The 14,584-nt window shown below is 63.2% G+C and carries 11 protein-coding genes; 4 read left to right on the top strand and 7 right to left on the bottom strand.

What is annotated here, in order from left to right:
* The first annotated feature begins 7 nt into the window (after window positions 1–7).
* A complete protein-coding gene (locus tag L6639_RS23400) occupies window positions 8–496 on the top strand; it encodes a DUF2059 domain-containing protein (protein ID WP_237863992.1) in 489 nt (162 codons plus the stop codon).
* A gap of 6 nt (window positions 497–502) precedes the next feature.
* Here L6639_RS23400 and L6639_RS23395 read toward each other — a convergent pair whose 3' ends face one another.
* The 6 genes from L6639_RS23395 to L6639_RS23370 form a co-directional block, all read right to left on the bottom strand.
* Complete coding sequence (locus L6639_RS23395; protein WP_237863991.1) at window positions 503–1,999, bottom strand: sugar ABC transporter ATP-binding protein; 1,497 nt, start codon at window positions 1,997–1,999, stop codon at window positions 503–505.
* Window positions 1,996–3,093: an SMP-30/gluconolactonase/LRE family protein gene (locus tag L6639_RS23390; protein ID WP_237863990.1), complete on the bottom strand. Its 1,098-nt coding sequence runs from the start codon at window positions 3,091–3,093 to the stop codon at window positions 1,996–1,998. Before L6639_RS23390 ends, L6639_RS23395 begins: the two co-directional genes overlap by 4 nt.
* On the bottom strand, window positions 3,090–5,213 hold the full coding sequence (locus L6639_RS23385) for an ABC transporter permease (protein ID WP_237863989.1): 2,124 nt from the start codon (window positions 5,211–5,213) through the stop codon (window positions 3,090–3,092). Before L6639_RS23385 ends, L6639_RS23390 begins: the two co-directional genes overlap by 4 nt.
* Before the next feature lie 75 nt (window positions 5,214–5,288).
* Window positions 5,289–6,296, bottom strand: a complete 1,008-nt coding sequence (locus L6639_RS23380; RefSeq protein ID WP_237863988.1) for a sugar ABC transporter substrate-binding protein — start codon at window positions 6,294–6,296, stop codon at window positions 5,289–5,291.
* Between the two features lie 46 nt (window positions 6,297–6,342).
* Window positions 6,343–7,314, bottom strand: a complete 972-nt coding sequence (locus L6639_RS23375) for an ABC transporter permease (protein WP_237863987.1) — start codon at window positions 7,312–7,314, stop codon at window positions 6,343–6,345.
* 41 nt (window positions 7,315–7,355) lie between these two features.
* Window positions 7,356–9,251 carry an AMP-binding protein gene (locus L6639_RS23370; protein WP_237863986.1) on the bottom strand — a complete coding sequence of 632 codons (1,896 nt, stop codon included), beginning with the start codon at window positions 9,249–9,251 and terminating at the stop codon, window positions 7,356–7,358.
* Between the two features lie 268 nt (window positions 9,252–9,519).
* Here L6639_RS23370 and L6639_RS23365 point away from each other — a divergent pair, with 268 nt between their 5' ends.
* From L6639_RS23365 to L6639_RS23355, 3 genes are all read left to right on the top strand, one after another.
* The gene (locus tag L6639_RS23365; RefSeq protein WP_237863985.1) at window positions 9,520–10,464 is read left to right on the top strand and encodes a helix-turn-helix domain-containing protein; all 945 of its coding nucleotides are present in this window, start codon (window positions 9,520–9,522) and stop codon (window positions 10,462–10,464) included.
* 136 nt (window positions 10,465–10,600) lie between these two features.
* Window positions 10,601–12,214, top strand: a complete 1,614-nt coding sequence (locus tag L6639_RS23360) for an acyl-CoA synthetase (protein ID WP_237863984.1) — start codon at window positions 10,601–10,603, stop codon at window positions 12,212–12,214.
* Between the two features lie 15 nt (window positions 12,215–12,229).
* The gene (locus L6639_RS23355) at window positions 12,230–13,237 is read left to right on the top strand and encodes a zinc-dependent alcohol dehydrogenase family protein (protein WP_237863983.1); all 1,008 of its coding nucleotides are present in this window, start codon (window positions 12,230–12,232) and stop codon (window positions 13,235–13,237) included.
* Between the two features lie 11 nt (window positions 13,238–13,248).
* Here the strand turns inward: L6639_RS23355 and L6639_RS23350 are convergent, their stop codons facing one another.
* Window positions 13,249–14,448, bottom strand: a complete 1,200-nt coding sequence (locus tag L6639_RS23350) for an MFS transporter (RefSeq protein ID WP_237863982.1) — start codon at window positions 14,446–14,448, stop codon at window positions 13,249–13,251.
* Window positions 14,449–14,584 lie beyond the last annotated feature (136 nt).

The raw sequence follows: 14,584 nt of genomic DNA, 5'->3' as shown, positions 1-14,584 counted from the left end.
GATATCCATGTCGAGACGCTTGTTGACGATTGCCGGCGCCCTGCTGCTCCTCATCAGCAACGCGTCGGCACAGGCGCCGTCGCCCGAGGCGATGGATGCTGCGCGCAAACTCGTCACCACGCTGAAGATCGCGGATCAGTATCGCGCGGCGCTTCCGCAGCTCATGCTTAAACTGAGACCCGTGGTCGCGCAGGACCGACCGGAGATCGAGCACGAATATGATGCGTTGACCGCGCCGGGCTCCGACATCTACGCACCGTTCGCCGCCACCATGATCGACCAGATCGCCGCCCTCTATGCCGCCAGCTTCACCGTGGAAGAGCTGCGTCAGATCGAAGCGTTCTACGTCCAGCCGGCCGGCCGGAAGCTTTTGGAGAAATCGGATGCGCTGGCGCAAGCGAGTGCGCAGATCGGCCAGGACGCGAACCAGAAGGCTGTCGATGAACTGAAGCAGCGCCTCACCGAGGCGCTGCGCCAGAAGGGGCACAAGCCGTAGGCGCCTTCAGTGGATCGCGGCGTACATGATCTTCTCCTCCGTCGCTTCCAGCGCGGAGAACTCTTCCACCACCTTGCCCTGGCGCGAGACCAGGATGCGGTCTGACAGCGCCATGATCTCGGGCAGATAGGACGAGATCACCACGACCGCCTTGCCCTCATCGGCGAGCCGGTTGATCAGCTCGTGGATCTCGACGATGGCGCCGACATCGACGCCGCGGGTCGGCTCGTCGAAGATGATCAGGTCAGGCTCCTGCACCAGCGATTTCGCGATCACGACCTTCTGCTGATTGCCGCCGGACAGCTCGACCACCTTGCCCTCGTCGCTGATGGCACGAACCTTCAGCCGCTCGATCCAGGTCTTGCCGACCGCATCGGTCTCCCGCCGGGACAGCATCATGCGCCCCCGCGGAAACTTCGAGAGCAGGCCAAGATAGATATTGCGCGCAATGGAAGAGGTCTCGAAGAAGCCCTCGACCTTGCGGTCCTCCGTGACATAGGCGATGCCGGCCTTCACCGCCGGCGCCGGCACACGGTAGCGCACCGGCTGGTCGTGCAGCAGGATCTCGCCGCCGTGGAAGAAGTCGCGCTTGAGCACGCCGGCAACGATCTTGAAGGTTTCGGTGCGGCCCGCGCCGACGAGACCGAACACGCCGGTGATCTGCCCTGAAAACACCGATAGCGAATTGTTCTTCACCATCGGCGCCATCTTCAAGTTTTGCACCGTGAGCACCCGCGCGCCGGCCGGCCGCGCGCTGCTCTTGCGTGCGCCGTAGAGCGTGTTGGAGAGGTCGCGCCCGACCATGGCCTGCACGATCGCGGCGCGGTCGAACCTGGCGACATCGTCGGTGACGACATGCTTGCCGTCGCGCAGCACCGTGATGCGGTCGGCGAGCAGCAGCGCTTCTTCCAGAGCGTGCGAGATGAAGACGATCGAAACGCCGCGCTTCTTGAGATCGCGGACAAGGTCGAAGAAATACTTCTTCTCCTCAGGCGTCAGCGATGCGGTCGGCTCGTCGAAGATGATGACCTTGGCACGGTGCAGGACCGCGCGCGCGATCTCGACCATCTGCTTCTTGGCTGCGCCAAGACCGCTGACGGTCGCCGTCGGCGTCACATCGAAATTGAGCGATTGCAGAAATTGCTGCGCGGCGATGTAGATGCCGCGCAGGCGGTTGTAAAACCTTTCCTGCCCCAGAAACAGGTTTTGCGCGACCGTCATGGTCGGCACCAGGCTGTTCTCCTGGAACACCATGGCGATACCGAGATTACGCGCCTCGAGCGGAGTCTTCGGCGCGACCTCGGCGCCGTCGACCGTCATGGTGCCCGAGGTCAGCGTCACCACGCCCGCCATCACCTTGGTGAGGGTCGATTTGCCGGCACCGTTCTCGCCGACCAGCGCGTGAATTTCGCCGCGGCGCAGATCGAAGTCGACCCCGTCGATGGCGGGGACGCCGGCATAGAGCTTTGTCGCCTTGCGCAGCGAGAGTGCGATGTCGCTCATGCCCGAAACTCCTCGGCAAGGCCGGCGAGGGCCAGCTTCAGGACTCGGCCCGGTCCCTTCGCGATCAGCACGAGATCGCCACCCATCTCGACCGCCGCGACGACGCCGTGATTGATGCCGTCGACCCGGCTATGCAGCGAATAAAGCGGTTGGCCGTCAGCGTCGAGACGGATGACGAGGCCGTAGGAGCGCGGCGGCGCCCAGGGCTTGATGACGCCCATGGTCTTGATATGCGCGCCCTGCATCGGCTCCTTGAACGAGCGCCCGGAGCGCAGCCGCGGTGCAACCCAGTGTTCGGGCGCGATCTCGGCCATCATGCGGCGGCGATAGCCGGGCTCGCGCAGCACGAACTCGACCAGCTGCGTCCGAGCGGTGAATGCGGTGAGCCAGTAGCCCCCGCCTGAAGCCTTCGACAGCCGTGATGGATAGACCGGCAGGTGAGCGAGCACGATCTTCGGCGTTGCGCCGGGCGAGACAAGAACGAGGCGATGGCGCCAGCTCTCGCTGACCAGCATGGCGCTACCATGCGCGCAGGCACCGAAGGCATAGCCGAGGCCCTGGGCCAATCGCGTCACGGTCCTGCTGCCGGGATCGAGCCGGTACACGCGGCCGCTCCGGTTGAGCTCCAGCAGGTCACGCGCCCAATCGTCGACGCCTGACGTCGCCGAGCCGTCCGTCGCAATCAGCGAGTTGTCACCCGCCAGCGCGAGCGCATTGATCGCATTGAACGCCGCATCGGCAAAGGTTGCGCTCGGCTGCTCGGCCGAGGGGCCTTCGTAAACACGCACCTCGCGCCCACCGAGTGCGACAGCAAGGCCGCCGCCGGGCAGGGCACAGAGTGCCGAGATCGGTTGCTCGAAGCTGCGCAATTCCGAGGCCGAGCCGTTGTTCAGCAACAGCAGTCTTCGCCCGTCTGCAATAAAGAGCTTGCTGCCGTCAGTTGCAAGATCCGCGGGCGAATCGCAGGTCAGCAAGGTCTCGGCGGCTTCCAGCTTCTGGTTCGGCTTCAGCGCGCCGTCGAAGGACGGCACGGTGATGGTGGCGTCGCCGCGCCCGAGAAATCGGTTGGCGAAGTCTTTGACGGCCGCGATCACGACTGCTTCCCCCACCTCTTGTCATACTGGACGAAGTTCGGATCGGCATTGTCGAGCTTGTAGCGGCCGATCCGGTTGTTGAGAATGCCGCCGAGATAGAGATAGCCGCGATGCTCGCGCATCGAGGTGATCATCGGATGGTTCTCGCCGTGCAGGTCCCAGAACGATTCGACGATCTTGCCCTGTTCGTTGAACTTGACCACGCAGCCAGTGTTGATGTTGGGGAACAGCCATTCGTCGACCGGCACGCGCTTGGCCATGCGGCGGCGGAAGCCCGGCATCTTCCAGGCGAGGTCGAGCGAGGGACTGCGCATACCGACCAGTGCCAGCCAGTAATTGCCGTCGGAGGCGAGATTGATGTTGTCGGGGTATCCAGGCAGATTGTCCATGACGACCTCGACCGCGCCTTTCTTCGGCCCAGCAAACCAATAGCGCTTGATCGAGCAGCCAAAGGTTTCGGCGAACAGGATCGACTGGCCGTCACTGGCGACGCAGATGCCGTTGGGGAATTTGAGTCCGCGCAGCTCGGTGCGTGTCGTGCCGGTCTTGGTATCGTAGGAGATGATGCGGCCGTTGCCGCGTGCCTCTAAGCCATCGATGGGCCATTCGTCCATCTCGTAACGGACCGTCGCTTCGGAGAAGAAGATCAGGCCATCGTCGGTGATATCGAGGTCGTCGGCAAGCCGCAGGCGGCTGTCGTCGTTGACCGAGCGCAGGCTGCGGTTGGTCTCGTCGGTCGCCTTTTCCACGGTGCCGTCGGGCTTGATGCGATAAAGCCCCATGCCGCCGATGCAGACGTAGAGATTGTCCTCGCGATCGAAGGCCATGCCGAGCGGCTGGCCGCCGATATGGGCGAACACCTCCATCTTCTGATAGTCGGGCGCGAGGAAGCGCATGATGTCGCCGTGGCGCGAGCCGGCATAGAGATTGTCATGGCGATCGAGGATGACGTCTTCCGGCGCCTCGATGCGGCCAAGGCCGATCGCCTCGACGTCACGCAGCTTGTCGTTCTGCTCGAATGGCCCGCCCTGTCCGATCTCGGTTGGCGGCGGCGGCGGCAATTCGTGATAAGTCGGCGCGACATAGACCTTGCTGATGATGCGAGTCCGGTTCTTCTGCCAGCGGATGTCGACCATGGCCGCGACAAGCAGAATGCCGGCCAGCGCCATGCGGTTGACGCCCCCGCGCGCGTTCATGGTGGTGAGGCCGTTGGTGATCAGGAGTACGATCAGCACGCCCACTGCCGATTTGGCGACAGAGCCTTTGCCACCGCCGAGCGTGATGCCGCCGAGTACGGTCGCGGTCAGCACGATCACCTCGAGGCCAACGCCGATGTCGCCGCCGACGGTGCCGAGCCGGGAGGCGAAGAACAGCGCGCCGATGCTGGTCAGCACGCCGCTTGCGACGTAGCAGAGCGCGATGGTGCGGCGAACGGGAATGCCCGAATTGTAGGCCGAGCGGCGCGAGCCGCCTATTGCGGTGATGTGCCAACCTGGGCGCAGCCGCGTCATGAAGATGTGGCCGAAGATCGCGATGACGATATAGGCCAGCGCCACGGTCGGAATGCCAAGGACAGAGCCGGCGCCGATGAAGTCCCAGGACGGGATGTCGGGGAAGGCCGAAGCGATCGCGTTGGAGTAGCGCTGGATCAGAAGATCGTAGGCCGAGCGGTAAATGATCAGCGTGATCAGCGTGGTGATGAAGGCGCGCAGTCGCAGATATCCGACCAGGATGCCGTTGACGGCCCCGAGCAGTGCGCCACACAGCAGCGTGGCGACCACAACGGCCGGAACCGGCCAGCCGGCGACGTCGAGCAGATAGAGCGCACAGAAATCGGTCAACGCGAAGATCGACCCGACCGAGAGATCGATGCCGCCGACGATGACGACCAGCGCAAGCCCGAGCGCAATGAAGCCGATCTCGCCGGCCTGGCGCGCGGTGTCGGCGAGGCTTGCCGGCGACAGGAAGTTGTCGATGGACCGGCTGAAAGCGAAGCCGACAATCAGGAGAAGGATGACCGGGATGGCCGTCTCGGTCCATCGCTTGGACAGGATCTCACCGAGAAGATGATCAGGCCAGTAGCGGTAACGCAGGCTTGTGATTGTGTCGCGCATCGGCATTCCAGCAGGACATGGAAACTGTTGAGAGCGTGATCCCCGGACATTGATCCCGGGGATCACGAGCGTCAGCGCGGACTATTTTTTGAGATCGCTGAGATTCCAGCAGGCCGTCGGACTATCGGCGTTCTCCTTGGTGATCGGAATCAGCGTGGTGTATTCCGAACCTTTGATCGAGCCAGGCTTGGCACCCGAGGACAGCAGCCACTTGATCGTACCGGCCATCTGCGCAGCCTGGGTCGGCACGTCGTAGCTCATGTTGAGATCGAATGCGCCTGACTTCACCAGCTCGCAGGCACCCTTGCGCTCGCCGCCGCCCGATGTGGCGAGGAACACCTTGCCGGTGAGGCCGGCTTCCTTCACCGCGGCGGCCGTGCCGATATCCATGCCGTCCCAGAAGCCGACGATGCCGCAAAGATCGGGATTCTGCTTCAGCACCGTTTGCGTGATCGCCTTGGCCTTGGCGGCATCCCAATCGGCGGCCTGGCTCGATACCACCTTGATCTCCGGATGCTTGGCGAGGACGTTCTCGACCCCCTTGAGCGTATAGGCGCTCGCCGCCGCCGACAGCGCACCCTGGATGATCGCGATCTTGTTCGACTTGCCTTCGCAGGCCTTGACCACGCCTTCGGTCTGGCGCTCGCCGATCTCGACCCAGTTGGCGCCGACGAAGGCGGAGCTGCGATAGGCTGAGCCCATGTTGATCTGGATGACGTAGATGCCTTCGTTCTCGGCGCGCTGGAGCAGTTTGGCGTAGGTCTGTACGTCAGGATTATGGACGACCATCACCGCCGGCTTCTCGGTAATCAGCGAGGTCACGGCCTGCGCGCCGGCATTGGTGTTCCAGTTGGCGTCGCGGATCACGAACTTGACGCCGTAGGGCTCGAGCTCCTTCTTCAGGCCGGCATACCAGCCCTCGGTGAGGTCGAAGTTCATCGCGACCGGCACATAGGCCACGGTCTTTCCGGCGAGCGCTTCCTTGAACGGTTTCTGAAACGGCTCGTCCAGGCCCTGCTGAGCGAGAGCGGGTCCAGTCAGCGCCGCGAGTGCCAGTGCGGCGAGCGTTGCCTTTGTCGGGTTGTTCATTGCTTCCTCCTTGGTTGTAGTTGCCGTTATGGTTCTTGTCGGTCGTTCAGATGTCGCCCTGCTGTGCCGTTTCTTCGTTGCGCGGATTCAGGAAGGAATCCGTGATGACGGCGAGCAGCAGGACCACGCCCTTGATGAGATTTTGCCCGGCGTAGGAGATGTCCATGATGGTCATCCCGTTGAGCATGGTACCGATCAGCAATGTGCCGATGATGACGTTCAACACGCCGCCACGGCCGCCGGAGAGTCCGATGCCGCCCAGCACGACCACCAGGATCACGTCGTAAATCAGCGTCGAGTTGAAAACGCGCGTCGGCATCGAATTGACTGATGCGGCCATCACCAGACCGGCGAAGCAGCCGATCAGGGCCGCGATCACGTACTGCAGCACGATGATCGGGCGGGAGGGAATGCCGGTGACACGCGCGGCGTAAGGGTTGTCGCCGATCGCGTAGATGTAGGCACCCCAGCGCGTCTGGCGCAGCAGGAAAGCCACCACGATGCAGGCGACCGCGAACATCACGATCGAGGTGGGAATGCCGAGAATGGTGCCTTGTCCGAGCCGCTCGAAGCCGTTCATGCCCTGGCTCCACTGCACGACATCGAGCTGGAACAGCGCGGCCTGCCCGAGACCGGCGAGCAGCAAGCCGGTTGCCAGCGTCGCAAACAGCGAGGGCACCTCGGCATAGGCGATCAGCCAGCCATTGATAAGGCCGAACGCGATCGTGATCAGCACGGCGATCAGCAGCGAGAACGGCAGCGAATGGCCGTTCTGCACCATTTGCAGCACGAGCCCGGGCGGCACCGCGAGCGCTGCGATCAGCGAGATGTCGATACCGCGGCCGATCACGACGATCGCCATGGCGAGGCCCAGGATGCCGAGCACTGCCACGTTCTGGAGCAGCGTCAGCATGTTCTCGGCCGTCAGGAAGCCATTCAGGAAGATCGAGAATACCAGGAACAGCAAGGCGAAGACGGCAAAGACGATCTCTTGTTGATTGAACCGAAAGCGCTTCATCCCTTCGTTGCCTTTCTTCGACCTCGGGCTCTGCGGGTCCGTTATGACGATCGGGTCTCGATGCGGTAGGTCTGTGGAAGCAGTGTCAGGCTCTCAGTGAGCGCCTTCACCCGGTCCTGGTCGTTGGAGACGATCGAAACGGTGACCAGCGTAGTCAACCTGACGTCTTTGTCGACGACAATGTCTGCCCTGGTGGCTGGACCGAAGATACGATCGATCTCGGTCCTGACTTTCTCCTGGATAGCGAGGTCGCGAAGCGTGGGCTTGAATATCTTGCCGACCGCGGTCACGGGAAGGGCCTCGAGCAGGACGACGCGCTTGGGCCGAGCAGGAGGCTCATTGACGTTGCGTTCGAGATGCTCGCATAGCTGCGGAAGGTTGATGATTTTTCCGGGAGACGGAACGACGAACAGAATAGGCACCTCGCCGGCGTAGGCATCCGGCATGCCGACGGCCGAGCTCATCTGGACACCGGGGAAAACATTCGCGACGTCCTCGATAGCGGCGGGATCGATGTTGTGGCCGCTGCGGACGATCAGATCCTTCTCGCGGCCAGTGAGCACCAGCCGCTGATCGGCCGTGAGATAGCCGACGTCGCCTGTGACAATCCAATGGTCGTCGGTGAGCACGCCCTTGTTGTGCCGGGGATCGAGATAGCCTGGAAACACCTGCGGTCCCCTGACGAGGACGAGGCCGCTGGTAAGCGGCGGACACTCCGTCCTGAGGTCGATATCATCAAGCGCGACGATTTTCGTCTGTGCAAACGGCGCCCTGAAGCCGACGCTGCCTTGCATGGGTGTGCCGCGGCCGGGATTGAATGCAATCGCGGCCGCGGTCTCCGTCATGCCATAGGTCTCGAACAGCGTGATGCCAGTCCGGGCCTGAAACCTCTCGCTGACGGCTTTCGGCGCCACTGCCCCACCGGTAAGGGCCATGCGAAGGGAGCTGACATCGGATGAGCCGATCGGCACTTCGGCCAGCGCCGCGATCGAGGTCGGCACGCCACTGACGATGGTCGCGCCAAACCGTTCGACGGTGTGCCAATAGTCGCGGATCGCATCCGGGCTTCTGAGGCTGTAGGGCGAGGGAATGATCACATGGCCCCCGGCCGCCAGGATCGATAGGCCGATGGTCATGGTGCCGCCGACGTGAAACAGCGGGAAGCCGTTGATGGCGGCATCCAGCTCATCAAGTCCATGAACCTGCGCGAAGCTCCAGGCTGCGTGGATCTGGTTGCCATGTGTCAGGCGGACGAGTTTGGGTCGTCCGGTCGTGCCGCCGGTGTGGAAAAGCGCACAGACCGTGTCACGATCCCGCGATGGCGCGAAGTCCATGGTGCCGCGCATCGTCGCGACCGCCTCGTCGAAGCTGAGGGCACGCCCGGTCAGGCGACCTTTCGCGCCGATCACGACAATCGTCTTGAGCGAGGCGACGCGGCTCGCGACATTGGCCGCCTTGGTCCAGATCGCGCGATCGGCCGGTTCGGAAGCAACCACGAGAACGGTCGCGTTCTGTGCTTCGAGCAGGTCGGCAATGGCATCTTCGTTCAGGAGATAGTTGATCGAGCTGGCGACGCCCGCGATCTGGGCGCCCAGCAGAGCCGGGAAGAGCTGCGGCAGGATCGGGCAGAGAAACGCGACCGTACCTCCGTTCAGGTTGATGCCGAGCGACCGGAAGAGGTTTGCCGCCCGCATGATCTCCGTACGCAATTGCCGATGCGTCAGCGTGACATCGCCGGGCTCGCGCGAGCCCTTGGTCAGGACCGTCAGTGCGGGCCGGTCGGGATGCAGGCGCGCGGTGGCCTCGAACAGATCATGCAGATTGTGGGCAGGGATGAGGGAATCGTAGGGCAACCGTTCCAGCGCCTCGATATCGGCGATGGTTTCGATCGGCTGCGTGAAGCGCGTCGTGATCGGTGGGGGCGATGTCGTGCTCACGGACGCCGCCATTCAAGCGGCACGGTGAATTGCGCAGCAGCTGATCTGTCCTGACGCAAGCGAACGTTTCCTGCCTGGCTCGTTGACCGATTTTTGTTCTTCATAGGCCACATGCCCGCAGCCTGCTTGCTCCGGAGCGCAAAGCTTTTGCTTGTCCGCGCAAACCGGTCTTGCGTGTAGGCGGCGGCCATCTAGAATCCCGCCGGCGGGCCAGCTTGTGCGATGCACAAACGGCGTTCATCATGGCTGTGCGACGGGTGGGCGGACGATGAACCTGGTATTCTCGACAGACGATCTGGAGCCGTCGAAGCGATATGCCGCCTGGCAAGGCGCGATCTGCGATGTCTACGTTCATGTCGACGTCAATGCCGACGAGCGATCCGACTACCAGGGCTTCATCCGCGAGGCGCATTTCGGCGCCGTCACGATGACGGACGTGCTGCTGTCGGAGCAGCGCATCTCGCGGCGCGAGCGGCACATCGCAAAACTCGACAAGGATTGCTACTACGTTGAATTCGTCCAACAGGGCCGGGTCAACGTGCTGCAGGCCGGCCAGACTTTGCTGTCGAATCCGGGCGTCGGCGCAATTTTTTCGGCGTCTGAAGCCTATGATCTCGAATGCGTCGGCAAGGTCCGGTCGCTCTATCTCGAGATCCCACGCACGGAGTTTTCGGCCCGCTTCAGCGAGGGGCGCCTGCCGGTCGTGACCACGATGGCGACGGGCCGCGGTCTCGGGCGCATCGCTGCCGAGTTCTGCGCGACGCTCGCCGCGGAAGGTGCTTCCCTGGATGAGATCGCCAGGACGCGCCTTGGCGCTGAACTGATGGATGTGCTGGCGTTGACGCTCGACATGGGCGACCGGGACGAATTCTCCGAGGATGCAAGCGCCCAGCAGGCACGCCTGCGCTCGGTCAAGACCTGGATCGAAGCGCATCTCACCGACGCCGATCTGTCGCTGGAGAGGATCGCGAAGAGCAACGGCGTCTCGCTCAGGCATCTGCACTATCTTTTCCGGCTCACCGATGTCTCGGTGTCCGAATGGATTTTGGATCGCCGGCTTCAGCGTTGTTACGACGTCTTGACGCGTCCCGAGTTACGGTCCCTGTCGATCACCGAGGTTGCCTATCAGCTGGGCTTCAGCTCATCGTCCTATTTCAGCACGGTGTTTCGCAGGAAGTTCGGCCACAGCCCGTCGGACCTGCGGCGCCGCTAGCAACACGCGAGGCCGTGCCAGGTTCGGCGTTGGCGGCGGGTACGCCCACGCAGCTCGGCACAGATGCCGCAAACCCACAAGACGCAAGATTTCAAACAAGAAATCGAACAAATCAAGACATCACACGGAGGGACACATGACCGGCGACATCGCAGCCACCATCTCGAAAGCGCGCGAGCATTCCATCGGCGATCTTCTGCGCCGTTCGGCGGCCCGCGAGCCGGCCAAGCTCGCGGTGAGCTGCGGCAGCGTGAGCTGGACCTTCGCGGAGATGGACGCGGTCTGCAACCGGCTCGGCCGCGGCCTGCTCGGGCTCGGCGTGAAAAAGGGCGACCGCCTCGCCGTGCTCTCGCGTAATTCCCACGCCTTTGCCGCGCTGCGCTTCGCCGTGGCGCGGATCGGCGCGGTGCTGGTGCCGATCAACTTCATGCTCAATCCGGACGAGATCAATTTCATCCTGAAGAGTTCCGGCGCCAAGCTGCTTGCGGCCGGCCCTGACTTCGTGGAGCCTGCGAAGGCCGCAAGCGCGAAGGATTGCGCCGTCGAGAAGATGATCTGGCTGCCGGGCGAGGAGCCCGCCATGGCGCCCGCGGGACTCACCACCTTCGACGATCTCCTCCACGCCGATGGATCGTACCTCGAGGCTTCCGTCGATAGCCGCGGTCTCGCGCAGATCGTCTACACCAGCGGCACGGAATCCCTGCCCAAGGGCGCGATGCTGACCCATGAAGCGGTAATGTGGCAATATGTCAGCTGTGTCATCGACGGCGGCATGAGCGTGGACGACAAGTTTCTGCACGCGCTGCCGCTCTATCACTGCGCGCAACTCGACGTGTTCCTCGGGCCGCAAATCTATCTCGGGGCCTCCGGCGTCATCACGGGCAAGCCGACTGCCGACAACATCCTGGCGCTGATCCAGGCGCACAAGATCACGTCGTTCTTCGCGCCGCCGACCATCTGGATCGCGATGCTGCGCTCGCCGAACTTCGACAAGACCGATCTGTCGACGCTGCAGAAGGGCTATTATGGCGCCTCGATCATGCCGGTGGAGGTGCTGCTTGAGCTCCAGCGCCGTCTGCCAAATGTAAAATTCTGGAATTTCTACGGCCAGACCGAGATCGCGCCGCTCGCGACCGTGCTGCGGCCGGAGGACCAGTTGCGCAAGGCCGGCTCGGCCGGCAAGCCCGTGCTCAATGTCGAGACGCGGGTGGTCAATACGTCGATGGAGGACGTTAGGGTTGGCGAGGTCGGCGAGATCGTGCACCGCTCGCCGCATCTGCTGTCGGGCTATTACAACGATCCCACGAAGACCGCAGCGGCTTTTTCGGGCGGCTGGTTTCATTCCGGCGATCTGGCCACCGTCGACGAAGAGGGCCACATCACCGTGGTCGATCGTGTCAAGGACATGATCAAGACCGGCGGCGAGAACGTCGCCAGCCGCGAGGTCGAGGAGATGGTCTATCGTATTCCCGCGGTCTCCGAGGTTGCCGTCGTCGGCCTGCCTGATCCGCGTTGGATCGAGGCGGTCACGGCTATCGTTGTGGTCAAGAGCGGCGAGAAGCTGGATGAGGACACCGTCATCGAGCATTGCGCCGGCCAGATGGCGCATTTCAAGGTGCCGAAGCGCGTGATCTTCGTGGATAGCCTGCCGAAGAACCCCAGCGGCAAGTTGCTCAAGCGCGAGCTGCGCCAGCGCTTCGTCGGCGGCGAGACACTCGACAAGGCCATCCAGAAGAATTTCGGCACCTGAGTTGGAGTGATCGCCATGAAAGCCTGGCAAGTCGCGCGTGACTGGTCGATCGAGGGGATGGAGCTGGCCGACCTGCCTGAGCCGGTACCCGGCCCGGGCCAAGTTGCAGTTCGGATGAAGGCGGCGTCACTGAACTATCGCGATCTGCTCACGATCCAGGGTAACGGCGGCGTCACCCGATTGCCGCTGATCCCGTTCTCTGACGGCGCGGGTGAGGTGATCGCGATTGGTCACGGCGTCAGCCGCGTCGCAGTCGGTGATCGTGTTTGTCCAATGTTCTTCCAGTCCTGGATCGATGGAAAGGTCTCGACGAGCAGCCGCCGCTATGCACTCGGCGGCACGCGGCCGGGGGTGTTGCAAGAGGTGATGGTGCTCGATGCCGAGGGCGTCAGCCGCATTCCAGCGCATCTCTCCTTCCAGGAAGCCGCAACGTTGCCCTGCGCCGGGCTTACTGCCTGGCGCGCACTGTTCGAAGAGGCAGGAGTGCAGCCCGGCGATACGGTGCTGGTGCAAGGCACCGGCGGCGTCTCGATCTTCGCGCTGCAATTCGCAAAGCTCGCCGGCGCGAGCGTGATTGTGACCTCGTCGAGTGATGCGAAGCTCGAACGCGCCAAGGCGCTCGGCGCCGATCACACCATCAATTATCGGTCGGTGCCGGAGTGGGGCAAAGCGGCGGCGGAATGGACCGGCGGCGGTGTCGATCATGTCGTCGAAGTCGGCGGCAGGGATACGTTCGGGCAATCGCTCGAAGCGGCGCGCGTCGGCGGCACCATTCTCGTGATCGGCGTACTCTCGGGCTTCTCGCAACAGATCGCGATCCCAAGCTTGTTCTCCAAGAATTTGCACGTCATCGGCCTGTCCGTCGGCAGCCGCCGAATGTTCGAGGGCATGGCTGCTGCCATCGGACGCAATGCGATGAAGCCGGCGATCGGTCGCGTGTTCGGCTTTGATGCCGTGCCCGAAGCGCTGCGGCTGATGCAGCAGGGCGGACACTTCGGCAAGATCGTGGTGGAGTGTCCGTAAGGCCTATCGCCTCAATACTTCTTCACGTGCGCGCCGAACGCTAGCCACAATGCCATCGAGGCGAGGCCAAAGCTCCCGAGCAGCAAAAACGTCGGGCCGTAGCCGATCCATTGCGCGATCCAGCCGCCGAGCGCGGGGCTCAAGCTCGCGCCGACGCCTTGCACGGTGATGACGGCACCTTGACCGAGGTTGATGCGACCAGTGCCGTCCAGCGAGCGCGCGACCATGCCGGGGACGGCGACCGTCTGTAGTCCGGTGCCCATCCCGTCCAATACCTGCATGGGGACCACGCCCCACCATCCCGTCACGAAGAACGCAAGCACGCCGCGTACGGGTAAGAACATGAAGGAGACCAGGATCACCGGCCAGTAGTTGCGCTTTCCCGCGACTTGCATGGCAACCAGCGACGTCACCACCATGACGCCCTGCGCAATGACCACGGTGGTCGCAACGAAGCTCGGGCCGTTGGCCTGTCCTTTGGCCACCGCTGCAAGGCCATAGAGCGGGACGATGGCTGCATTGCCGAGATGGAAGATGGCAAGCGCAAGCGCCAGTACGAGGAGCGGCTTGTGCTTGAGGAGGACGGACATGGCGTCCGGTGGATTCTTGCTCTCGTCCTCCTTGCTGCCGCGCGCCTGACGATCATCGATGGCCTTGGCGGGGATCATCAGCACGCAGGCGATCGCGATGGTGCCGAACACGGCCGCCAGCACGAACACCGCGACATAGCCGAATTTGTAACCGAGATAGCCCGACAGCGCTGCGCCGACCATGTTGCCGGCGTGGTTGAAGGCCTGGTTGCGCCCGTTCAGCGCATTGAAGCCCTTTTGCTTGGCGATGCCGAGCGTGATGCCGGTCACCGCCGGCACGATCGCAGCGCTCGCCAGCGATTGCGCGACTTGCGAAAACGTCACCGCCCAGAAATTTTGCGAGATCAGGATGATGGCGGAGGCAAGGACTACAAAGATTCCGGGAATGACCACCCACAGCCGCTTGTTGCGGCTGGAATCGATGAAGCCGCCGATCGGCGTCGTGACCAACATGCCCGCGACATTGCCGATCGTCAGTGCTGTGCCGATCAAGCCGGTGGCCCATCCGCGTTCTTGCAGGAAAACGCCGACGAATGGCCCGATGCCCGACTGCATGTCGGCCATGAAGAAGTTGACGGCGTAGAGAGGCCAGAGACCGGGTGAGGATGGGCGCGATGTCATCTAGACGCTGGACGGGATGCTGCCGATCGAAAATTGTCTCGTGCAGGTGGAAATGGCCGGTCATTGTGCCGGAACGGACTGAAAACTAACATGTGCTGTCAGCGTTGGTTCCTCCGGACTTGCGACCGGAGGGCTG

Origin of the sequence: Bradyrhizobium zhengyangense, assembly GCF_022012555.1 — a bacterium.
Classification (GTDB): Bacteria; Pseudomonadota; Alphaproteobacteria; order Rhizobiales; family Xanthobacteraceae; genus Bradyrhizobium; species Bradyrhizobium zhengyangense.
This window is presented reverse-complemented; position numbering and strand designations above follow the sequence as displayed.